Origin of the sequence: Burkholderia sp. B10 (genome assembly GCF_004368385.1) — a bacterium.
Classification (GTDB): Bacteria; Pseudomonadota; Gammaproteobacteria; order Burkholderiales; family Burkholderiaceae; genus Burkholderia; species Burkholderia vietnamiensis.
In genome coordinates this window covers 34,302-56,170 of the sequence record NZ_PQMX01000015.1, presented here as the reverse complement: position 1 = coordinate 56,170, position 21,869 = coordinate 34,302, and the positions used below count along the sequence as shown (strand labels likewise).

Here is a 21,869-nt window from a genome sequence, read left to right as displayed (position 1 = left end):
GCCGCATGATGCAGGACGCGTGGGTGCCGCTGCTGTTGTCGCTGAAAGTGGCCGGCTGGGCGACGGCGCTCGACATCGTCCTCGGCGTCGCGGCTGCCTTCATGCTCGCCCGCTGGCGCTCGCCGCTGCGGGATCTGCTCGATTCGCTGCTGACGCTGCCGCTGGTGCTGCCGCCGACGGTGCTCGGCTATTACCTGCTCGTGCTGCTCGGCCGGCGCGGCTGGCTCGGCGCCTGGCTCGACCGGCTCGGCATCGAGCTGGTGTTCACGTGGCAGGGCGCGGTGATCGCGTCGATGGTCGTGGCCTTTCCGCTCATTCTGAAATCGGCGCGCGCCGCGTTCGAGGGTGTCGATCCGCATCTCGAACGCGCGGCGCGCACGCTCGGGCTCGGCGAAGCCGCAGTGTTCTTCCGCGTGACGCTGCCGCTCGCCGCACGCGGCATTCTGGCCGGCGCGCTGCTCGCGTTCGCGCGCGCACTGGGCGAATTCGGCGCGACGCTGATGATCGCCGGCAACCTGCCCGGCCGCACGCAGACGCTGTCGGTCGCGATCTATGCGGCGGTGCAGGCCGGCGACGACGGCACGGCCAACTTCCTGGTGATCGTGACGTCGATCACCTGCGTGCTCGTACTGCTCGCAGCCGGCTGGCTCGTGCCCGCGCGCGCGGCCCGGAGCGAACCGACATGACACGCACGCCGCATCCGCATCGCAGTACGGCGCCGCGCGCGACGGGCGCTCGAACGGCTACGCGTGCGCGACGGAGGCTTGCATGAGCCTCGCCGTGGCTATCCGCAAGACCTACGCGAACACGGAGCGCCGCTTCACGCTCGACGTGTCGTTCACGGCCGATACGCAGCGCGTCGTGCTGTTCGGGCCTTCGGGCGCCGGCAAGAGCATGACGCTGCAGGCGATCGCCGGCTTGCTCGCGCCCGACGAAGGCACGATCACGCTGAACGGCGAAGCGCTGTTCGACGCCGCGCGCGGCATCGACGTGCCGACCCGCGCGCGCCGCGTCGCCTATCTGTTCCAGGACTACGCGCTGTTCCCGCATCTGAATGTACGTCAGAACATCGCGTTCGGGCTCACCGGCGGGCTGCGCAACCCGCGCGCGAACGCGGTGCCGCCGGAAGTCGCGTACTGGCTGCACGCGTTCGAGCTCGACGCGCTAGCCGGGCAGTTTCCGGCGCAGCTGTCGGGCGGGCAGAAACAGCGCGTCGCGCTCGCGCGCGCGCTGGTCTCGCAGCCGCGCATCCTGCTGCTCGACGAGCCGTTCGCCGCGCTCGACCGCACGATGCGTCAGCGCATGCGTCACGAGCTGGCCGAGCTACAGGCGCGGCTCGATATCCCGATGGTGCTGATTTCGCACGATCCCGACGACGTCGCCGCCTTCGGCGATCAGGTCGTGCAACTCAGCGACGGGCGCGTGCAGGCCGCGACGCCGCCCGCGGCGTGGCCATCGCGCGTGACGTGAGCATGCCGACGCACGAGCGCGCGAGGCGCGGTGTGCGCGCGACCGGAGTCGCAGCGGCGGCATGCGGCGGAATGCTACGAACGCGCGAGCGCAGCGCGCATGTGCTGGTGAGCGGCGCGGCTGCTATCGCACGATCCGTCTGTAACGCCGCCGGCGATCGCGCGCCGCCCGGCGTTGAGGCGCGACGCGCCGACACCGTCGCTCGTAATCATGGCAGTGAGCGTGCCGCCGCCATCACGCTCAGCCCGTCACCGCCAGAATTACGCTCGATGCCTTGAACAGCGCGATCGCGCGCCGCCCGGCCTCGAGCTGCAACGCGCCGACACTCTCGTTCGTGATCACGGCAGTGAGCGTGCCGCCGCCGTCGAGCGCAAGCGTCACCTCGCCGCCATCCCGCTCAGCCCGTCACCGCCAGAATCACGCTCGACGCCTTGAACAGCGCGATCGCGCGCCGCCCGGCCTTGAGCTGCAACGCGCCGACACTCTCGTTCGTGATCACGGCGGTGAGCGTGCCGCCGCCGTCGAGCGCAAGCGTCACCTCGCTGTTGACCGCGCCCGCCGCGATGGTGTCGACGGTACCGTGCAGCTGGTTGCGCGCCGATATCTTCGAGATGGCGCCGGCCTCGCGATCTGCGTCGTCGTCGACGGCCAGCACGACCCACGACGCCTTCACGAGCGCACAGGCATCGGCGCCCGGCCGCAACGCGAGCGCATCGGCGCTTTCGTGCGTGAGCACGGCCACGATCGTCTGGCCGCCCGGCAGCGCGAGCGTCACCTCGTCGTTCACCGTGCCGCGCACGATCGTCGCGACCTTGCCGAACAGCTGATTGCGCGCGCTCGTCTTCATCCCGATCCGCCCGATCAGCGCCCAGTCGACGTCGAAACCGGACACCGCCGCGCTGGCGGCCTCGATGAAGCGCCGATGCTCGCGCTCGATGGTGCGGTACGCGGCGATCAGCGATGCGGCACGCGGCGTGAGCGTCGTGCCGCCGCCGCCCTTGCCGCCGGTCGAACGCGTGACGAGCGGCTCGCCGGCCAGGTTGTTCATCGTGTCGATCGCATCCCAGGCGGCCTTGTAGCTGAGCCCGACGGCCTTCGCCGCGCGCGTGATCGAGCCGGTTTCGCCGATCGCCGCGAGCAGCGCGATGCGGTTCGCGCCGCCGAGCGTCTGCGGCCCGGCGCGCAGCCAAAGTTCGCCGCCCAGTGCGAGCGGTTCGGCGGAGGAAGAAGGAGGCGACGCGTCGGTCATCGGTCTGTCGGAAGAATACGGGCGGCCATTATAGGAACGCGAATAGGGACGCGGGCGCGCGCCGCTCAGCGCGCCCGGCCGTCGAGCTTCGGCGCGCGCAGGCTGGCGAGCAGCGTCTCGGCGTCGGCCGCCGCGCGCCGTTCGAGCGCGGCGCCGTAACCGCGCACGAAGCCCAGCTGGTCGGCGGGCGCGCCCAGCTGCTCGAGATGACGCAGCGCGCCGATCATGTCGTTCGCGTCGCCCAGCACGCTCTGCACGCGCGCGAGCGTCTTCACCGTTTCGTTGCGCGTGCGGCGCGACGCGAGCGACGCGAAGAATTCGAGCGCATAGCGCAGCCGCTTCGCGTCGATCCGCACGCGATGCCGCGCAGCCGTATCGAGCGAACCGAGCGACGGCACCGCGTAGAGGTGACCGAACAGCCGCCGCACGCGCTTGGTCGCGTGACGCCGCAGCGACGGCGCATCGTCGTCGGCGTCCGGCGGCAGCGCGAGCGTGCCGAGCCATTCGAGCCAGCCGAGCGTCAGCCGCGCATAGCGCGCCGAATGCAGCGCCTGACGCAGCTCGGCACGCGCGCTGCGCGCGTGCGCGCGCGACGCGTCGAGCGTGCCGTCCCAGTCGGCGCCGCCGCCATCGGCCGCGGCCAGCGCAGGCAGCGTTTCGGTCGAAAACACGTCCCAGTCGCGCACCGTGCCGAGCAGCGCGGCAAGCCAGCGCAGGTCCGCGCCGAAGGCGTCCTTCCAGCGCTCGTCCGCGAAGCGCGGAAACAGCCGCGCGAGCGTACGCAGACGCCGCAACGCGACGCGCATTTGATGGACGAATTCGGGATCGTCGCGTTCGAGCACGCCGCTCTCGTTGCCGAGCCATTGCGCGGCGATGTCGCCGCACAACGCGAACAGCGCGGCGCGCTGCGTACGCAGGCCGGTCAGGTCGACCGATTGCGCCTTGACCGGCCCGGCGATCGCCGGCTCGCCGGCGCAGGTGCGGTCGATCACGCTCGCCAGTTGCACGAAGGCGGGCCACGCGCCGCTCAGTTCACGCGCCGCCGCGAACAGCGCATGCAGCGCCGCGGTGCGCGCGGCAGGCGTTTCCCAATCGGGCGCCGCGAGGCGCAACTCGACGTGGCGGCGCGGCGGCGCGCCGCCGTCGTCGGCGCCGTGCAGCGTCACGTCGTCGAGCGTCATCTCGACCACCACGCCGCTGTCGTCGGCCCAGCGCCCGCGACGGCGTTCGCTGACGAGCCGCAGCGGGCCGGCCCCGGACGCGGCAGCGCGCGCCGCTTCGTCGACGGCGGTGGCCGTCGCGCCGTCGTCTGCGGCGCCCGGCTGGGCGTCATTCTCCGCATCCGCTTCCGCTTCCGCATCTGCCGGCCGCGCGTCGGCGCACTGCGCGGCGACGGCAATCCCCGCATGCTCCGCGTCGAACAGCTCGCGCTCGACGACGCCCGGCGCGAACGGCCTCGTGCGCGACGCGACGACCCGCGGCCCGTGCGCCGTCGACTCGACCCACGTGCACCAGCGCCCGCCGGCGTCCGGCTCGGCCTCGTCGATCCGGCACGGCTCGATCGTCACGCGCTCGTGGCCGCGACGCATCCGCACTTGCGGGCAGATTCGCCACGCGCGCACCAGCTCCGCGCCGAAGTCGCGCGATCCGCCGCGGACGCGGCTTGCGGCCTTCACCGGCCAGCTTTCCAGCGACAAGGACAACACGATTTCCAGCACACGCGACATGGAAGCTCCTGCACATGAAAAACCGCCGGCGCATCGTGCGCCGGCGTCGTCCGTGAAGCAGCTTCCATAGTACACGGCACGAACGGGCGCGGACGACGATCCGGTCCCGCCGCGATGCCGCAGGTCAAACGACGTATTGCGCGATGCCGTTGCCGAACGACCAGTCCTCCTTCAGCACTTCGACCAGGCTGATGAATACGTCCTGCGGGCGCACGCCGGGCTGCTGCGCGAGGTTCGCGACGATGGTCCGATACAGCGCCTGCTTCTGTTCGAGCGTGCGCGTGTTGTTGGCGGTGATCTGGATCATGACCAGGTCGTCGCTGCGCTCGATGTCGAGATAGCGGCGGCCGAACACGAAGTTCTCCGCCGCGTGCTCGGTCACGACCATGAAGATGTCGTCCTCGGGCACGTTGAACGTGTGCATCAGCGCGCGATGCACGCCGTCGACGAGCGCCGCGCGATATGCGGCCGGTTTGCCTTCGCGCAACGCGATACGGGTGAATGGCATGGTCCTGCTCCTTTCGATGACGTTGAACAAGCGAAAACGCCACGTCAGGTTAGGGGCCGCGAACTATAATGAACAGTCATTTCCGAATATTTCATCCATTTACACTTGAAATGAAAGTTCTCGACCTTGATGCAGTGCGTGCGTTCGTGCTGGTGGCCGATCTCGCGAGCTTCACGCGCGCCGCGGACGCGCTCGGCACCACCCAATCGGCCGTCAGCCTGAAGCTGAAACGGCTCGAAGCGCACCTCGGCAAGCCGCTGCTCGCGCGCACGCCGCGCGTCGTGAAGCTCGCGCCCGACGGCGAGAATTTCCTGCCGGCCGCGCGCACGCTGCTCGATGCGCACGAACGGGCGCTCGGCGCGATTTCGGCGGGTACGCATCGGCTGTCGCTGGGCGTCAGCGAGCACGTGGCCGTGCCCGACCTGCCGGCCGTGCTGACGAGCCTGCACCGGCAAGATCCCGGGTTGATGCTGGAAATGCACCTGGGGACGTCGACGAGCCTGCTCGCGCAATACGACGAACGGCGACTCGACGCGGCGATCGTCCGCCATGAACCGGGGGAGGATCCGCCGCGCGACGACGCGACGCTGCTGTTCACCGAGCCGCTGTCGTGGCTCGCCGCGCCCGACTGGGCGCCGCGCGCCGGCGAGCCGCTGCCGCTCGCGGTGCTGGCCGGCCCGTGCGGCGTGCGCGCGGCCGCGCTGCGCGCGCTCGATCATGCGGGGCTGCCTTGGCGCGAGCGCTTCACGGGCGGCGGCATTGCGGCGGTCACGGCCGCGGCGGCGGCCGGGCTGGCCGTCTGCCCGCTCGCGCGGCGCGTGGCGCCGCGCACGCTGGCCGACGTCGGCGCGAAATTCGGGCTGCCGCCGCTGCCGCATTCGCAGGTGGTGCTGTATTCGCGGGTGCGCGACGCGCGCGCCGCCGTCGCGCTCCGCAGGTTTGCCGACAGCCTTGCAATCTCGGCGTAAACTAGCGGGTTCCGCCCGCCGCACGCCTCCGCCCTATTCCGATGACACCCGAAGCCCGCAAGCATGTCCGTGCCAACCTGTTGATGCTCGCGGCCGCCGCGATCTGGGGCTCCGCGTTCGTCGCGCAGCGCTTGAGCCTCGACGTGATCGGCCCGTTCCTGTTCACGGGGCTGCGGTTCCTGCTCGGCGCGCTGGCGCTGGTCCCGCTGCTCGCGCTGAACGCCGCGTCGCGCGCGCAGTGCGCGTCGATACGCCGCACGCCCGCGCAATTGCTGCCCGGCGTCGCGCTGGGCGCGCTGCTCGCGGTATCGATCTCGCTGCAGCAGGTCGGCCTGCAGTACACGCGGATCGCGAATGCGGGCTTCATCAGCTCGCTGTACGTCGTGATCGTGCCGCTGATGGGCGTGTTCGCCCGCCACCGGATCGGCACCGGCACCTGGTTCGGCGCGTTGCTGGCGGCGATCGGCCTGTACTTCCTCAGCATCGACGAGCATTTCGCGGTGCTGTACGGCGACTGGTTCCAGCTCGCCGGCGCGGTGATCATCGCCGCGCACGTGATGGCCGTCGGCCATTTCGCGAAGCGCTACGATCCGCTCGTGCTCGCGTTCCTGCAGTTCGCCACCTGCGGCGCGGCGTGCCTGGCGGTCGGGCTCGCGATCGAGCCGCTCAGCGCGGCGACGCTCGCGCACGCGCTGCCGACGCTGCTGTACGGCGGGCTGCTGTCGGTCGGCGTCGGCTATACGCTGCAGGTCGTCGCGCAGCGCGATGCGGCACCCGCGCACGCGGCCGTGATCTTCAGCATGGAAGGCGTGTTCGCGGCGATCGCCGGCTGGGCCGCCCTCGGCGAAACGCTGACGCTGCGCGCGCTGCTCGGCTGCGCGCTGATGCTGGCCGGCCTGCTCGCGTGCCAGCTGCTGCCGAACGGCGACGCGCGGAAAAAGGACGAGGACGCGCTGCCGGCATGACGCGAGCGATCCCTATAATGTGGGCTCGTATCTCGTTCATGCCAACCGCTTCCGACAGGCCCGCTCCGTGACGTCCCTTCCCGTCGAACCCGCCGCCGACCTGCTGCGCGAACGCGCAGCGCACTACGCCGCCGAGGCCGCGCTGTTCCTGCGCGACCAGGCGCTTTCGACCGCGTCGCACGATCTGCGCAGCCCGCTGAATGCGATGCACAGCTGGGCGTACGTGCTCGAGCGTCAGCTCGCCGGCGCCGATGCGAACTTGCAGCGCGCGCTCGCGGGCATCCGCACCGGGATCGAACAGCAGGTCGCGCTGCTCGACGACGTGCTCGACGCGCCGCGCGCGCAAACCCGCGCGCTGCCGATCGCGCCGCATTCGTTCGCGCTGCGCGCGTTGCTCGACGACACGCTCGAGCTGACGCGCTTCGCGCTCGCCGACGCCCGGCAGGTGAGCATCGACGCAACGCTGCCCGACGGCGAACCGACGCTGCGCGCGGACCGCGCGCGGCTCGCACAGGCGCTGTGGACGATGCTGACCACGGCCGTCGAAGCCAGCGCCGCGGGCGGCCGCGTGACGGCCGCCTGCACGCGCGACGGCGCCCAGTACGTCGTGCGCGCCGAGTGCACGGTGCATGCCGCCGCGCTCGCCGATCCGGCGCTGCCGCACGCATTCGAAGCGTTCGCGCGCCAGGAGATGCTGCGCACGCGCGACGCAAAGCGCGTCGCATGGACGCTCGCGCTGTGCCAGCGCGTCGCACTCGCTCACGGCGGCACGTTCACGCATACGCCGTTCGCCGACGGCGCGGCCGTCACCCTGACACTCTCGATTCCCTGCGAGGCGCCGGTGTAATCGATCGGCAGCCCGACACATTACGGTTTCCTTTCCGGCCCTATACTGACGGGCCTGTCATGTCCGGAGCAATTCCTTGTTACAAATCTTCGCGCTGATCGGCGCGTTGTTGCTGGTGGCCCTGAACGGCTTTTTCGTTGCGGCCGAATTCGGCCTCGTCAAGCTGCGCGGCACGCGCGTCAAGACGCTCGCACGCAAGCACGGCCTGAGCGGGCGCATCCTCGCGATCGTGCACGGCCGGCTCGACGCGTACCTGTCGGCGTGCCAGCTCGGCATCACGCTCGCGTCGCTCGGCCTCGGCTGGGTCGGCGAGCCCGCCTTCGCCGAGTTGCTCGGCCCGCTGCTCGACCTGCTCGGCGTGCATTCCGAACGCATCGTGCATCTGATTTCCCTGGTGTTCGCGTTCTCGCTGATCTCGTTCCTGCACATCGTGGTCGGCGAGCTTGCGCCGAAGTCGATGGCGATCCGGCAGCCGGAGAAGATCGGCCTGTGGGTGGCGCTGCCGCTCTACGCGTTCTACTGGGCGATGTATCCGGCGATCTGGGTGCTCAACACCAGCGCGAACGCGGTGCTGCGGCTCGCGGGGCTGTCGGCCGATCACGGCGGCGATGCGCACTATTCGACCGACGAACTGAAGCTGATCCTGCGCAGCCGCCGCAGCGCGGCCGGCAATGCCGCGCAGCCGGCGCGCGGCGCCTACACCAACGACGAATGGAACACGCTCGCGCATTCGCTCGACTTCTCGTCGATGACGGTGTCGGACCTGATGCGTCCCGCGCACGAAATGATCGGCCTGCGGCGCGACCTGCCGCTGCCCGACAACATGGAGATCGTCGCGCGGCACCGCTTCAGCCGCTATCCGCTGTTCGAGGATGCGGCGCGCGAGCAGGTGAGCGGGCTGATCCACCTGAAGGACCTGCTGCTCGCGCGTCACGCCGGCGCGGCGCTGGAGGATCTGTCCGATTACGTGCGTCCGGTGCAGTACGTGAAGCCCGACACGCCGGCGCTCGAGCTGTTTCGCCGCTTCCGCAAGGGCGCGCCGCACTTCGCGCTGGTGGGGGACAAGGGCGCCAAGCCGATCGGCTTCCTGACGCTCGACAACCTGCTCGGCGCGCTGGTGGGCCAGATTCACGACGAGTTTCGCCAGGGCGACGCGGACTGGAGCCGCCTCGACGACGGCACGCTGATGGGCAAGGGCAGCCTGCCGGTCGTGTCGCTCGAGCAGGCGCTCGGCATCGACATCGACGAGGGCCGCGCGGAATCGGTCGGCGGCCTGGTGATCCAGGCGTTGAGCGATCTGCCGACCGAAGGCCAGCGCGTGTCGTTCGACCGCTTCGACGTCGTCGTGAAGAAGATGAACGGGCCGCGCATCGTGCTGGTGCGCGTCTATCCGAAGCTCGCGAAAGAGGCCGACGAATGACGGCCCGCGCGCGCGGCGCGCGATGAGCGTCGCGCTGCCCCGCTGCTGCGTGATCACGCCGGAGCCGGCGTCCGCGTCGGCGGCCGCTTGCCGCGCGTTGCTCGAGCGGCTGTCGGCCGTGCTCGCGCGCGGCGAGACGCTCGTGCAGCTGCGCGTGAAGTCGCTCGATGCGGCCGCGTTCGCGCGTCTCGCGGCCGATGCGCTCGCGCGCTGCGATGCGGCCGGCGCGCAGCTGATGCTCAATGGCCCAATCGACGCCGCCGGCGTGATGCGGCTCGACGGCGCGGGCTGGCACCTCGACGGCGCCGCGCTGCGCGCCGTCGCGCGGCGGCCGCTGCCGCCCGCGCGCCGCGTGTCGGCCGCGTGTCATACGGCGCACGACCTCGCACTGGCCGCACGCGTCGGCGCGGATTTCGTCACGTTGTCGCCCGTGCTGCCGACGCTCAGCCATCCCGGCGCGCCGACGCTCGGCTGGAGCGCGTTCGCCGCGCTGGCCGCGCGGGCGGCGATGCCCGTCTATGCGCTCGGCGGCATGACGCGTGCCCATCTGAACGACGCACGCCGCCACGGCGCCTACGGCGTCGCCGGCATTCGGGGCTTCTGGTAGGTCGGCCGCGCGCCGCTGCGCGCGTCAGCCGCGGTTCGGCTCGGCAGGCCGCGTGCGCCATGCACCGCCGTCGATTCGCCGTACGTCGTGCGTGTGCGCATAGCCGTTGACGTCGCCGGTCAGCCAGGCGACGAGCGAGTACGGCGGCAACTCGCCTTCATCGATGCGGTCGCGCGCGCGCGCCGGCGTCTCGAACACGACGCGCCCGCGCGGCGCGTCGAACGGCACCGCCTCGGGTGACAGGTTCAGCGCGATCGTCAGCGTCTCGTCGTCGGCCAGACGCCACGACGCGAGCAGCGCATCGGCTTCGCCGTCGCCGTCGCCGCCCGCCTTCAGCGTGCGCGCGTCCTGCGGGCGGCAATCGGACAAGCGCGGCGCGATCAGCTTCGCACGCACCGCCAGCGCCGACTGCACGAAATGCGCGCGCTCGGTATCGCGCGCGGTTTCGTCGAAGATCAGCGGAATCTGCGGCGTGAGCAGCGACAGCGCGAGCGCCGCGAGGCCGGCCGCCTGCCCTTGCTCGCCGGATGCGGCGCCCTGCCACGCGCCATCGGTGAGCACCAGCGACGTCAGCGACAAGCCGTCGAGCATCGCGCCGCCGTCGGGCGCGGCCGGCTGGAACGCCGCGCCCGACGCCGTCAGCGCGCGCGCGAGCGTGTGGATCGACTGGTGCATCGAGATGCCGTCGTGAGCGACCGCGTCGCGGCACGTCAGCCGATGCAGCGCTCGTTCGCCGCAACCGTTCCACTGCGCATCGAAGTGCGTGTCGGCCAGATGCACCGGATGACGCTCGCTGCCGAGCACGAGATGGATCAGCCGGTCGGCCGGCTCCGCGGCGTGCACGCGATCGGCGATCTCGCGCAGCCAGGACGCGCCGATCCGGTCGGCTTCGCGCAGCCGCAGGCCGTCGCAGCGGTACTCGTCGAGCCAGTACAGCGCGTTGTCGCAGAAGAAGTCGCAGACGTCCGGATGGTCGAGCGCGAGCGGCGCCGCCTGCAGCGGATCGTCGCGCATATGGAAGAACGGCGCGGCGTAATGGCGCAGCGCGTCGGTGCCGCTGCCGAAGCGCGAGTAGTCGAGCTCAAGCAATACCGCGAGGCCGTAGCCGTGCGCGTCGTCGATCAGCGCCTTCAGCGCGTGTGGGCCGCCGTCCGCCGCGAGCGGCGCGAACGGCAGGCTGTCGTGCGGCGACGCCAGCAGCTCCAGCGCCGTGATGCCGAGCCGCGCGAGCCGCGGCAGCCGGCGGCGCACGCCGTCGAAGCCGCCCGCCGCGTGCGGCCGGATCGCATAGAGCGCGATGTCCTCCCAGGGACGCCCGCGCCAGAACGTGTTGCGCCACGTGAAAGCGCGCGCATCGACGACTTCGCTCGGGCCGTTGAGCCCGTCGGGCTGCGAACGCGATGCCGGATCGGGGATCGACACGGCATCGTCGAGGCGGTAGCGGTAGCGCGCGCCCGCGCCGCATTCGACGAACGCTTCGAACCAGTTCGGACCGGCCGCCGTCATCGGAACGAGCGTCGGGCCGTGGCCGGTATCGAGTTCGAGCTGAACCTCGGTACTGCCCGGCGCCCACACGCGGAAATGCGTGCGCGGCGGCGCGCCATGCGCACCGCAGGGCTGCGCACCGAACGGCAGGCAGTGGATGTAGTGCTGCGCATACGGATCGTGCGAACAATCTGACATCGTGCGCTCCTCGTGCGGGCCGAGCAGCATGGCCGCATTCGACGCGGCGCATGGCGCCCGGCATGCGACGGCCAGGCAGGGGGGATGAAAAGTATGCGCCGTTTTGGCGACTGCGACGCAATCCGAACGATCCATTTTTAATACGAATCGACCCTGAGCGAACGCGGGGCGATCGGCCCCGATGGCGGGTAGTCTGCATACCGGAATGGCCGCTGGTCTTGTGGGCCGCGGCCCGCCCGCTTACGCTCGGGCCAACGCGCGCGGGCAGGTCGTCCGCGCCACGAACCCGAGGAATCCGCGATGTCGCTCCCCGCCAGCGCCGCAAAATTCGATCCTGCCCGCGCGCACGAATACGCCGAACAGTCGCGCATCGCGCTCGCCGGTTACGACGCGTGCCACGAACTGTCCGCATGCATGCTCGCGGCGGCGATCGGCGCGCCCGATGCGCGGATCCTCATCGCAGGAGCGGGCGGCACGGGCCGCGAGATCTGCGTGACCGGTGCGCTCGAGCCGGGCTGGCAATTCACGGCCGTCGATCCGTCGGCGCCGATGCTCGCGCTCGCGCGCGCCGGCGTCGAAGCGGCCGGTTGCGGCGCGCGCACGCAGTTCGTCGAAGCCGGGGTCGACGCGCTGCCGGATGCTCCCGCGTTCGACGGCGCGACGCTGATCGGCGTCCTGCATCACGTCCCGGGCGACGCGGCGAAGGCCGCGCTGCTGGATGCGATCGCACGTCGCCTGAAGCCGGGCGCGCCGCTCGTCATCGCGGGCAACCATCGCCGTTACGCCGACCACCCTCGCCTGCTCGATGCCTGGCAGCAACGCTGGCGCATGGCCGGAGCGACACCCGACGCGGTGCGCGCGCAGCTCGCGAAGATCCTGCAAGGCGCGGACCCGCCGGCGTCCGAGGAAGCCGTGTTTGCGCTGCTGCACGACGCCGGGTTCGATGCGCCGCTGCGCTTCTTTGCGAGCCTGTTCTGGGGCGCGTGGATCGCGCTGCGGCGAGCCGCGTGAGCGCGCGCCTCAGCCCAACAACCCCGCCGCGACGTTGATCGACAGCCCGAGCACGGCCATGTTGAAGTAGAACGACAGGATCGACTGCGCGAGCGCCGAGCGGCGCGCGGCGCGGCTCGCGAGCGACACGTCGGCCGTCTGCGACGCGACCGCGAGGGTGAACGCGAAATAGAGGAAGTCCCAGTAGTCGGGCTCCGGATGGTCGTCGGGAAAGCGCAGCGCGCGGTCGGCGCACGGCGAGCCGTAATAGAGCCGCGCGTAATGTAGCGTGAAGATGGTCGGGATCAGGAACCATGCGCCGAACAGCGTCGCGCCGGTGATCGCGTAATGGCCGAGCCCGACGCGAAAGCCGACGCTCTTCGCGGTCGCAAGCTCGAACGCGATCGCGGCGATGCTCGCGACCGTCGCGATGCACACGACCGTCAGCACGGTCGTCGCATTCTCGTCCTCGCGGATCGCGATTTCGCGCACCTTGTGGTGGTGCGCCGTGATCATGCGCGCCCACATCAGCGCGAGATACAGCCACACCGCGCAGTCCCAGCCGATCAGCACGCGCGCGGCCGACCGCAGCGGAAACGGCAGCAATACGGCGCACAGCACGCCCGCGACGAAGGCGGCCACCATGCGCGGCCGGTTGCGTAATACCTGCGGATAAAGCGTCATCGTTGCATTCCGAAAGCGGATGGAAAGGGTTCGGCCGGCACGCGGCTGCCCGCTGCGCACGCGCCGGGGCGCACGGCGCCGATTATCGCCATTCCGGCACCAGGTTGCGATGGTCGCGAGCGCCTAAGATATCTGGATGACTTCCTCCCTGTGCCGCCATCCCGCCAATACGACGGGCCGCGACTTCGTCGTCGGCGATCTGCACGGCTGCGTGGACGTGCTGCGCGCGCTGCTGTACGACGTCGGCTTCGATGCGGCGGGCGACCGGCTGTTTTCGGTCGGCGATCTGGTCGACCGCGGCCCCGCGTCGGAAACCGCGCTCGAGCTGCTCGATCGTCCGTGGTGCCATGCGGTGCGCGGCAATCATGAGGAAGTGCTGAGCCTCGTCGCACGCGGCAAGCTGTCGGCCGACGCGTGGCGCGGCATCGGCGGCGACTGGGGCGCCGACTTGCCGCCGCAACTGCTGCAGGCGCATGCCGCGCGCGTCGACACGCTGCCGCTCGTGCGCGTGATCGGCGACGGTCCCGAGCGTTTCAACGTGCTGCACGCGGAATTCTTCGGCAGCGACGACGAGCTCGACACGGGCAGCTACTCGCACGACGTGCGCGAGCGGCTGATCTGGGGGCGCGATCTGGTCCAGGGCCTCGCCGACCCGGCGTTGCAGGCCGGGCTGTCGCTGACCTGCACCGGCCACACGCCGGTGCGCGACCTGCAGCGCATCGGCGCGCAATGGTTCATCGACACGGGCGCGTTCGCGCCGTCCGGGCGGCTGACGATCGTCGAGCCGCACACCGGCCGGAGCTGGTCGCTCAGTCAGGCCGACGCACGCGCACGTCGCGCGGCCGATCTGCCGCTGCCGTGACGCCGCGGTTCCCGTGCGCACGCAGCGCGTTACGCTAACCGACCTGATTCAGTTCGAACACCGCATCGACCGCGCTGCCGTTCCAGTTGTATTCGAGGTACGCGGCGTGATGACAGTCGCGCAGCAGCGTCGTGCGCAACGCGGCGATACATTCGCCGTCCGGGTCGCGCACCGACGGATAGACGATGCCCGCGCCGCCCGCATTGCGCACGGCGCGGCCGAGCGCCTGCCCCGCGCTGTAGTCGAGCGGATCGAGCAGCTGCGGGTGGCGCTGCGGCCAGCTGCGCACGTCGACGACGTCGCCGTGCGCATACACCGTGTAGAGCCGCATCTGCTGGCGCATCGGCGGCTCCTTCGTCGCGGCGAGGAACAGCCCGCTGTGATAGCGCGTCTCCGCGATCGCCGTCGCGCGCGAACGGCCGCAGTAGAACACGCCGTACGTACCGTCCGAAAACCGGCTGCCCTGCGGGTTCAGATGCGTGAACGCAGCCATGATCGGCCCCCAGCCGGGGCCATAGCGGCGTTCGGCCGGCGGCACGAGCGCCAGCGTGCCGACTTCCTGACGTATCCGGTCGTTGGTCAGCGATTCGAGCGCATACAGCGCGTCGAAGTCGTCGGCCGATGCGACGCGGTCGAACAGGTTGATCGCGGGAAAGCGGGTGGGTATCACACGATAGGCAGGCGCCCAGTCGACGACGGTCGTCGGCCAGGGTTGCACGTCGATCGGCATCGTCACGCCCAGCCACCTCGCATCGCGTCGAGGTATTGGCGCACGGCGACCAGATCGCCGACGTTGCCGGCCAGCATCCGGTCGAGCGCGCGCTTGCCGCCGAACGGCGCCGCGTCGTTGGGCCGCTTGACCCACGCGTCGGCCGCGGCCGGCTGCGGCAGCAGAATCTGCAAGGCCTTGTAGATGCCGAGCAGCAGCGATAGGCGCTCGAGCGTGTCGCGCGGCAGGCGCGCCGAGCCGGGCGACGCCTTCCACTTGAAGAACGTCGAGCGGCCGGGCGACCCGAGCAGCACGAGTTGCTCGTCGATCGTCAGCTCCCAGTCGCGCGCGATGTTGAAGAACGCACGCAGGCCGGCCGCCGACATCTGCGCAACCGAGGCCTGCGGCGGGGCGAGATCCGGATTCTGTGGGTCGAAGGCGGGCTGTGACATGATCGTTAGTCTCGAAACGAATTTACTAACAAGATTAGTCCATTTTCGCATTTATGCAAGGGTCGTCCCCTTTGCGGCGGCCGCCTCTGCGCCGATCATTCCGATATTTTTTGTCCATTCTGGACTGAGATTTTATTTTCTGCGTTAATGGGTGGGCGGACAGTGCGGCGGCATGCGATGCGGCTACGCACCCACCGCGCCGTCGCGGAACCGGATCGACCACGCCAAGGAACCACCATGAAGAGACTGATTGCCGCCGTTTCGATCGCCCTGCTCGCGGTATCGGCCGGCCCCGCCGTCGCGAAGGACTGGACCACGCTGCGGTTCGGCACCGATGCCAGCTACGCGCCGTTCGAATCGAAGGCGCCCGACGGCAAGCTCGTCGGCTTCGACATCGACCTCGGCAACGAAATCTGCGCGCGGCTGAAGGCGAAGTGCGTGTGGCTCGAGAACGATTTCGACGGGATGATCCCCGCGCTGAAGGCGAAGAAGTTCGATGCGGTGCTGTCGTCGATGTCGATCACACCGCAGCGCGCGGAACAGATCGGCTTCACGACGAAGATCTACAACCAGCCGACCCGTCTCGTCGTGAAGAAGGGCTCGCCGCTGCTGCCGACCGCCGAATCGCTGAAGGGCAAGTCGATCGGCGTCGAACAGGGCACCACGCAGGAGGCGTATGCGAAGGCGTACTGGGCGAAGCAGGGTGCGAACGTCGTGTCGTACCAGAACCAGGACGGCGTCTACGCGGACCTGACCGCCGGTCGCCTCGATGCCGCGCTGCAGGACGAGGTGCAGGCGGCGATCGGCTTCCTGAAGTCGCCGCGCGGCGCGGGTTATCAGTTCGTCGGGCCGGAGCTGGTCGACGAGAAGGTGCTCGGCATCGGCGCCGGCATCGGGCTGCGCAAGGAAGACACCGACCTGAAGGCGAAGATCGACCGCGCGATCCTCGACATGGTCAAGGACGGCACCTACAAACGGCTGGCGTCGAAGTACTTCGACTTCGATATCTACGGCGGGTGATGGGGCTGATGCGGCGGCGCGCGGCATGCTGCCGCGTATCGCAGGCATCGCGGACAGTTCGTTCCCGCCAGCAAGCGCGGACGCTCGACGTCAAAACATGAAGGCAGCGCGCTACTGCCGTCCACTGCCGCACCGGTTTCGTCGCTCGTCTCGCGCGGCACGCTGCCGCGTATCGCCGGCATCGCGGACGATTCCCCCACGCCGCGAGCGCTCGACGTCAGAACGTGAAGATCGGGCGTCGCGGCACCCGCGCGCGCGCACACATGCCCATCCGGATCGGATTGGCGAGCGTGAAAGCACCGGCGCGACGCGGATGGCCGGGAATCAGCCGGATCCGCCTCGCGCCGAGCGCGCAAAGCTGGCCTGTCGATGCATGGCGGCCGGCCGCGCGCTGCGCGCTCGAGCGGCGATGCAACGCATCGCTGCGATCGCGGCCAGCCGGCAGCGGCGTGTGACGATGGTTCATTTTTGGTACCCCGTAGTCGCTGTGCTGCTTGTTTCGGCGCCCGGAAGACCCCGGCGCTCCGGCGACTCGACGACGGCCCTTGCCACGCGGCGCGCGTCTGTCGCGCGCGCCGCCGCCCTCCCCGTGAGCTCGATTCCGGCCGTGTTCGTCCGTCGTGCTGCCGAACCGGCCGGATGCCCGTCGTCGACTTTCGCACCTCGACATTCGCAAGGAGCGCGCCAGGCGAGCGCAGGCCCGTCGCCACGGGGCTTTCGTCGGACGACTTGCGCCGCGAACCGGCGCCAGCAGGCCTGACGTTTCAAAACTGAAACACACGATGGGGAAACGGCGACCGCACTGCGACGCGGAATACGCCGCAGGCCGATGCTCGGCGCGGGTGTGGAAAATTTGCCCGGCGCGTGCGGCGCGCCATGGCGGGCGATCGCCGCGCCGGTTCGCGCGCACGCCGGCACGAAACGTTTCACGGGCTTTACACAGAACCGCGAATCGCCCGCGCACGGGCGCACGGCCGGGACCCGCCGCAGCGCCGTTACGCGCCGCGTTCAGCCGACGCGCTGGTTGTCCGCGTCGCCGGCCGGCGAGCCGTCCTTGCCGTTTTCGCCGCCGTTGTCGTGATCGTTGAGCCCGTGCTCGATCATCATCCGGTACAGCGTCACGCGCGAAATGCCGAGTTCGGCGGCCGCCTTGTTGATCCGGTGATCGTTGCGCAGCAGCGCGTTCTCGATCGCCGTGCGCTCGGCGAGCGAGCGCGCCTGCTCGAGCGTCACGGGCTCCGTTTCGCCCGGCACGTCGAGCCCGAGATCGTGCGGCGTCAGCAGCCGGCTCTCGGCCATCACGATCGCGCGCCGCACGCGGTTGATCAGCTCGCGCACGTTGCCCGGCCACTCGTAGCGGCGCATCGCGTCGAGCGCCGCCGACGTGAAGCCGCTGATCTTGCGGCCGCTGTCGGCCTTGTATTTCTGCAGCACGTAATGCGCGAGGATGTCGATGTCCTTGCCGCGCGCGCGCAGCGGCGGCTCGTGGATGCGCAGCACGCAGAGCCGGTGATAGAGATCCGCGCGGAAGCGTCCGGCCTCGACCGCGCCGTCGAGATCGACGTGCGTCGCGGAGATGATCCGCACGTCGACCGGAATCGATTCCTGCCCGCCGAGACGCTCGATCTTCCCTTCCTGCAGGAACCGCAACAGGCTCGCCTGGCTCTCGACCGGCATGTCGCCGATTTCGTCGAGGAACAGCGTGCCGCCGTTCGCCGACTCGATCCGCCCGGCGCGCCGCTGGTTCGCGCCGGTGAACGCGCCGCGCTCGTAGCCGAACAGCTCGGATTGCAGCAGATGATGCGGAATCGCGCCGCAGTTGATCGCGACGAACGGCCCCTTGCCGCGCACCGAGCGCTCGTGGATCGCGAGCGCGGTCAGCTCCTTGCCGGTGCCCGACTCGCCGGAGATGAACACGCTCGCGTCCGTCTTCGCGACCTTGCGAATCGTGCTGAACAACTGCTGCATCGCCTCGCAGTTGCCGATCATCCCGTGCTCGCCGATCGACGCCGCATACGCGGCGCCGTCGACGCGATCGAGCGCGGCCATCCCGCGCGCATGGCCGAGCACGTGCGAAATCCATTCGTACGGCAACGGCAGCGTCACGTAGTCAAAGCAGTAGCTGCGAATCATCTCGCGCACCGCGGCGCTGATCGTGACGCCGCCCTGCGCGACGGAAATCCAGCCGATCGCGGGCTGGCTCAGACACGCCTTCAGCGCCGGATAGTCGCGCGACGTGAAGCCGGTGAAATCGATGAGCCCGGCCGCGACGTTGACGCCGGATGTCATGTTCTGCGCGGCGCCGGCCGTCTTCGCGACCGAGACTTCCCAGCCAAGGTCGCGTAGTTGCGCGAGCAACGGTTCGTCGGGCGAACGCATGATCACGAACAGCTTGCGTCCTGCCTCGGGTGCGGTAACGGACAAGAGCGGCGTTTCGGCCGCCGTCGGGTTTGCATCGGGTGATTTTGCAACCATCGTTGTTCCCCGCTTGGCGTTGGTATCGTGCGCCGGCTCGTCGCGGCGTGCGACGCAGCTGTTCGAACCCACATATTGGCCGCATTTCCGTCCGAATAGAATCCCCCAAGGCAATAATCGCGCGGCCCGCGAATCGGTCGATGAACGGTATATCGATACCGCCGAGGGGCGGCTGGATGGGGGTTATCCCGATTGGTGGGATTTTCCGGGGCGCGCGCGAGCGGTCCGGGAGTGCGCCGGTCGGGAGCGGGCCAGGCGCTGGACGGATGCGGGACGGGCGTGGGTCGGACCGACGCGGGCGCGGCGGCGCTCGCAATGCGCAGCGCGAGCCGCGCATGCGTAACCGTTTTCCGATTGACCTCGGTCAATCGTCGGATGAAGGCGTCGATGATGCAGGAACGCAACACGCGCCGGTCAGGGCGCCGCAGCGCACCCGTTCGCGCCCCAAAGCGCCCCTCACCCCGCGTCAGCGCGTCGAAGCGATCGGCCCGAGCGCACCGGCGCGACCGCGGCCGACCGACGGGAGGCTGGCCGCGCGCGATGCGGCGACGAGCCCATCCACCCGGGCGAGATGATGGCGGTTGTCGTGGTCCCACGGATGGAAGCCCGGCCGGAAATAGCTGAGCCATTCGCGCGCGATGCGCGGAAACAGCCCGCGGCGCGGCCCGTACAGGAACGCGATCATCCGCAGCATCCCGCGCAACCGGTGCCGGATCGCTCGATCGCGCGACAACAGCGTGACGTGCAGCAGGAACACGGTCGGCCAGAACGTCAGCGTCGTCAGCAGATAGGCGCCGATCCGGATCAGATAGCGACGCGGGCCGGGGCGGATCGCCGCGTTCCAGACGTCGAACGACACGGCCTTGTGCTCGGTTTCCTCGAGCGCGTGCCACAGCCACATCTGCCGATAGCCGTCGACCGAGCCGTCGAGGCGCGTCGGGTCGCTCAGCAGCCAGTCGGCGAGCATCGCCGTGTAGTGCTCGGCGGCCACCGTATGCGCGAGCTGCATCGAATGCGGCAGCTTGCGCTTCAGGTACCCGAGCACGGTCCAGATGCGCTTGTCGAGCTTGCGCGCCGGCAGCCGGTTCGCCTGCATCAGCTCGTTGTATTCGACGTGTTCGCGCGTGTGCATCGCCTCCTGGCCGATGAAGCCGAGCACCTGCTGCTTGAGCAGCGGATCGTCGATGCGGTCGCGGTAGTTGCGCACCGAGTCCATGAAAAAGCGTTCGCCGGCCGGAAACAGCAGCGACAGCGCGTTGAAGAAGTGGGTCACGTGCGGGCCCATTGCGTGCCAATCCTTTGCGCGCTCGACCGGCAGCTCGAAGCGCAGGTCGCGGCGCACCGGCATCACGTCGGCCGCGATGGCGGCGGCGGAAGCGGCTGACTTCATGTTGGTCGTTCTCCTTGCGGCGGGCAGCCTCGAAGGCCGTGCGGCGCGCACGCCGTCCCGCAACGTACTGATCTTGACATCGATAGATGTAAAGATAGGCGCCGTCCGGCGGCGCGGGCAAGCCGAACGGTAGACGCGCGCTTCCAAACGGCGCACCGGGCGCGGCGTCGCAAAAACGGCGTTCGTGCAGCGTGTGGATGGACCGCGATTCGAACGCGCGAACCGTTGCGCGACCGGCACGCGCGGCACCCACGCGCATGGCGGTATCGCCGCGAAAGCCCCGTGCGGCGGGCGCTCCAGGCGATCGCAACGCGGCTTGCGACGCGCCGCGGTACGCGCGTGCCGCCACGATTCATACGCGAGCTGCGACCGCCCGGTGCAGCGCGATCGATCGGATCGCAGCCGAATTCAAACGCGCGTTCCATTCGGGTTTCGCGCGCGCCGACGTCAGCGGCCGCGCCGGGCGCGCGGCGCCCGCCCGGCCATGCGCGCGCCGCGTCCGGTGACGCGCGGCGGGCTCGCCTACAATAGCGGTCTTACTCAACCCCTCTCAGGAGAAGTCATGTCCGTCACCACGACCGCATCGGGCCTCAAAATCGAAGACCTGACCGAAGGCACCGGCGCGGAAGCCGCCGCGGGCCAGACCGTCAGCGTCCACTACACGGGCTGGCTGACCGACGGTCAGAAATTCGATTCGAGCAAGGACCGCAACGACCCGTTCGCGTTCGTGCTCGGCGGCGGCATGGTCATCAAGGGCTGGGACGAAGGCGTGCAGGGCATGAAGGTGGGCGGCGTGCGTCGCCTGACGATTCCGCCCCAACTCGGCTACGGCCCGCGCGGCGCAGGCGGCGTGATTCCGCCGAACGCGACGCTCGTGTTCGAAGTCGAGCTGCTCGCCGTCTGACACGGCTGCCGACGCCCTCCCGATGGAACGCGTGCCGTCTCCCGCCATCGCGCTGCGCCGTTACGACACGTGCGAGGCGTCGGACGTGCACGATTTCCATCAGGTCGTGCTGGGCGTCAACGGCGCGATGGTGATGGCGGTCGACGGCGTCGGCCGCCGCATCGACCGGCATGCGGCATGGCTGATCCCGGCGGGCGCGCGCCACGAGTACGCCGGGCTCGGCGAGAATCGCCAGCTCGTGCTCGACCTGCCCGCCGCGTCGCTGGCGCTGCCGCAGCGTCTGTTCGACCGCGCACGCGCGGTGTCGATCGATCCGGCGCTGACGTCGCTGGTCGCGCAGCTCGCGACGGCCGCCGCGCAGCTCGACGGGCCGGCCGACGCCGCGCGCGCGCATCGTTTCCAGTGGCACGCTGCGGCGCGCCTGTGCGACGCGCTGCTCGACGACGCCAGCCTCGCCGCGCCCGCTGTGGGCCTCGATTTCGCGCGCATCGACCGCTGGCTGCGCGCGCGGCTCGCCGAGCCGCTGCGCATCGCGGATCTCGCCGCGCACTGCGGTTACGGGATGCGCCGCTTTCATCAGCTGTTCGTCGACGCGTTCGGCGAAACGCCGCACCGCTACCTGCAGCGGCTACGGCTCGACGCGGCCGTCGTGCTGCTCGCCGACGGCCGTCATCCGCTCGTCGACATCGCCGGCATGGTCGGCTTCGCCGATCAGAGCACCTTCACGCACGCGTTCACGAAGCGCTTCGGCGTCGCGCCCGGGCGCTGGCGCAGCGAGCGGCACTGAAAGGTTTGGGGCGGCTCGGGCGCTGCTGCTGTCAAGCCGCCGCATCGCGCGACATCCGCATGGCGTTGCGTGCTTCACGTCCTGATCGGCGGTGGCGTCGGGCACACGCGCTGCCGTCAAGCCGTCGCATCGCGCGGCCACCCGCATGGCGT

The 21,869-nt window shown here is 70.1% G+C and carries 22 protein-coding genes and 1 pseudogene; 12 read left to right on the top strand and 11 right to left on the bottom strand.

Annotated features, from left to right (window positions below; genetic code table 11):
• Window positions 1-8: 8 nt before the first annotated feature.
• Together modB and C3Y15_RS10580 are read left to right on the top strand one after the other, a co-directional pair.
• A complete protein-coding gene (modB, locus tag C3Y15_RS10585) occupies window positions 9-686 on the top strand; it encodes a molybdate ABC transporter permease subunit (protein ID WP_041494272.1) in 678 nt (225 codons plus the stop codon).
• An 82-nt stretch (window positions 687-768) separates the two neighbouring features.
• Window positions 769-1,470 (top strand): ATP-binding cassette domain-containing protein, encoded by a 702-nt coding sequence (locus tag C3Y15_RS10580; protein ID WP_034194985.1) that lies wholly within the window; start codon window positions 769-771, stop codon window positions 1,468-1,470.
• A 240-nt stretch (window positions 1,471-1,710) separates the two neighbouring features.
• Here the strand turns inward: C3Y15_RS10580 and C3Y15_RS10575 are convergent.
• The 4 genes and pseudogenes from C3Y15_RS10575 to C3Y15_RS10560 form a co-directional block, all read right to left on the bottom strand.
• A pseudogene (locus tag C3Y15_RS10575) lies at window positions 1,711-1,854 on the bottom strand (TOBE domain-containing protein); the annotation flags it as partial.
• 13 nt (window positions 1,855-1,867) lie between these two features.
• Window positions 1,868-2,719, bottom strand: a complete 852-nt coding sequence (locus C3Y15_RS10570; RefSeq protein WP_014724640.1) for a TOBE domain-containing protein — start codon at window positions 2,717-2,719, stop codon at window positions 1,868-1,870.
• A 65-nt stretch (window positions 2,720-2,784) separates the two neighbouring features.
• A complete protein-coding gene (locus tag C3Y15_RS10565) occupies window positions 2,785-4,446 on the bottom strand; it encodes a CHAD domain-containing protein (protein WP_069246541.1) in 1,662 nt (553 codons plus the stop codon).
• 124 nt (window positions 4,447-4,570) lie between these two features.
• The gene (locus tag C3Y15_RS10560) at window positions 4,571-4,954 is read right to left on the bottom strand and encodes a tautomerase family protein (protein ID WP_034194982.1); all 384 of its coding nucleotides are present in this window, start codon (window positions 4,952-4,954) and stop codon (window positions 4,571-4,573) included.
• Window positions 4,955-5,064: 110 nt separating this feature from the next.
• Here C3Y15_RS10560 and C3Y15_RS10555 point away from each other — a divergent pair, with 110 nt between their 5' ends.
• The 5 genes from C3Y15_RS10555 to C3Y15_RS10535 all read left to right on the top strand — a co-directional run bounded on the left by C3Y15_RS10555 (window position 5,065) and on the right by C3Y15_RS10535 (window position 9,761).
• Window positions 5,065-5,922, top strand: a complete 858-nt coding sequence (locus tag C3Y15_RS10555) for a LysR family transcriptional regulator (protein WP_034194981.1) — start codon at window positions 5,065-5,067, stop codon at window positions 5,920-5,922.
• A 41-nt stretch (window positions 5,923-5,963) separates the two neighbouring features.
• Entirely contained in the window at window positions 5,964-6,887 is a 924-nt protein-coding gene (locus C3Y15_RS10550; RefSeq protein ID WP_011881561.1) for a DMT family transporter, read from the top strand.
• Window positions 6,888-6,954: 67 nt separating this feature from the next.
• The gene (locus tag C3Y15_RS10545; RefSeq protein ID WP_069246542.1) at window positions 6,955-7,734 is read left to right on the top strand and encodes a HAMP domain-containing sensor histidine kinase; all 780 of its coding nucleotides are present in this window, start codon (window positions 6,955-6,957) and stop codon (window positions 7,732-7,734) included.
• Between the two features lie 76 nt (window positions 7,735-7,810).
• Window positions 7,811-9,154, top strand: coding sequence for a hemolysin family protein (locus C3Y15_RS10540; RefSeq protein ID WP_011881559.1), 1,344 nt, complete (start codon window positions 7,811-7,813; stop codon window positions 9,152-9,154).
• A 22-nt stretch (window positions 9,155-9,176) separates the two neighbouring features.
• Complete coding sequence (locus C3Y15_RS10535; protein ID WP_059567446.1) at window positions 9,177-9,761, top strand: thiamine phosphate synthase; 585 nt, start codon at window positions 9,177-9,179, stop codon at window positions 9,759-9,761.
• A 24-nt stretch (window positions 9,762-9,785) separates the two neighbouring features.
• Here the strand turns inward: C3Y15_RS10535 and C3Y15_RS10530 are convergent, their stop codons facing one another.
• Window positions 9,786-11,444: a DUF3459 domain-containing protein gene (locus tag C3Y15_RS10530; RefSeq protein WP_124260009.1), complete on the bottom strand. Its 1,659-nt coding sequence runs from the start codon at window positions 11,442-11,444 to the stop codon at window positions 9,786-9,788.
• Between the two features lie 300 nt (window positions 11,445-11,744).
• Between C3Y15_RS10530 and C3Y15_RS10525 the strand changes: the two genes are divergently transcribed.
• On the top strand, window positions 11,745-12,455 hold the full coding sequence (locus tag C3Y15_RS10525; RefSeq protein ID WP_060044589.1) for a class I SAM-dependent methyltransferase: 711 nt from the start codon (window positions 11,745-11,747) through the stop codon (window positions 12,453-12,455).
• A gap of 9 nt (window positions 12,456-12,464) precedes the next feature.
• Here C3Y15_RS10525 and C3Y15_RS10520 read toward each other — a convergent pair whose 3' ends face one another.
• A complete protein-coding gene (locus C3Y15_RS10520; RefSeq protein ID WP_014724630.1) occupies window positions 12,465-13,118 on the bottom strand; it encodes a DUF1345 domain-containing protein in 654 nt (217 codons plus the stop codon).
• Between the two features lie 136 nt (window positions 13,119-13,254).
• Between C3Y15_RS10520 and C3Y15_RS10515 the strand changes: the two genes are divergently transcribed.
• Window positions 13,255-13,980 carry a metallophosphoesterase gene (locus tag C3Y15_RS10515; RefSeq protein WP_060044590.1) on the top strand — a complete coding sequence of 242 codons (726 nt, stop codon included), beginning with the start codon at window positions 13,255-13,257 and terminating at the stop codon, window positions 13,978-13,980.
• A gap of 34 nt (window positions 13,981-14,014) precedes the next feature.
• Here the strand turns inward: C3Y15_RS10515 and C3Y15_RS10510 are convergent, their stop codons facing one another.
• Both C3Y15_RS10510 and C3Y15_RS10505 read right to left on the bottom strand, forming a co-directional pair.
• Window positions 14,015-14,710 carry an RES family NAD+ phosphorylase gene (locus tag C3Y15_RS10510; protein ID WP_034194977.1) on the bottom strand — a complete coding sequence of 232 codons (696 nt, stop codon included), beginning with the start codon at window positions 14,708-14,710 and terminating at the stop codon, window positions 14,015-14,017.
• A gap of 2 nt (window positions 14,711-14,712) precedes the next feature.
• Window positions 14,713-15,141: an MbcA/ParS/Xre antitoxin family protein gene (locus C3Y15_RS10505; RefSeq protein ID WP_034194976.1), complete on the bottom strand. Its 429-nt coding sequence runs from the start codon at window positions 15,139-15,141 to the stop codon at window positions 14,713-14,715.
• 237 nt (window positions 15,142-15,378) lie between these two features.
• Here C3Y15_RS10505 and C3Y15_RS10500 point away from each other — a divergent pair, with 237 nt between their 5' ends.
• Window positions 15,379-16,161: an ABC transporter substrate-binding protein gene (locus C3Y15_RS10500; RefSeq protein WP_034194975.1), complete on the top strand. Its 783-nt coding sequence runs from the start codon at window positions 15,379-15,381 to the stop codon at window positions 16,159-16,161.
• Between the two features lie 217 nt (window positions 16,162-16,378).
• Here the strand turns inward: C3Y15_RS10500 and C3Y15_RS10495 are convergent, their stop codons facing one another.
• The 3 genes from C3Y15_RS10495 to C3Y15_RS10480 form a co-directional block, all read right to left on the bottom strand.
• Window positions 16,379-16,627 (bottom strand): hypothetical protein, encoded by a 249-nt coding sequence (locus C3Y15_RS10495; RefSeq protein ID WP_014724625.1) that lies wholly within the window; start codon window positions 16,625-16,627, stop codon window positions 16,379-16,381.
• 542 nt (window positions 16,628-17,169) lie between these two features.
• The gene (locus C3Y15_RS10490) at window positions 17,170-18,636 is read right to left on the bottom strand and encodes a sigma-54 dependent transcriptional regulator (protein ID WP_011881549.1); all 1,467 of its coding nucleotides are present in this window, start codon (window positions 18,634-18,636) and stop codon (window positions 17,170-17,172) included.
• Window positions 18,637-19,102: 466 nt separating this feature from the next.
• The gene (locus tag C3Y15_RS10480) at window positions 19,103-20,026 is read right to left on the bottom strand and encodes a metal-dependent hydrolase (protein WP_059695989.1); all 924 of its coding nucleotides are present in this window, start codon (window positions 20,024-20,026) and stop codon (window positions 19,103-19,105) included.
• Between the two features lie 562 nt (window positions 20,027-20,588).
• On the opposite strand from C3Y15_RS10480, the gene C3Y15_RS10475 reads away from it, so the two are divergent.
• Window positions 20,589-20,930: an FKBP-type peptidyl-prolyl cis-trans isomerase gene (locus C3Y15_RS10475; RefSeq protein ID WP_011881547.1), complete on the top strand. Its 342-nt coding sequence runs from the start codon at window positions 20,589-20,591 to the stop codon at window positions 20,928-20,930.
• A 22-nt stretch (window positions 20,931-20,952) separates the two neighbouring features.
• A complete protein-coding gene (locus C3Y15_RS10470) occupies window positions 20,953-21,717 on the top strand; it encodes an AraC family transcriptional regulator (protein ID WP_069246544.1) in 765 nt (254 codons plus the stop codon).
• Window positions 21,718-21,869 lie beyond the last annotated feature (152 nt).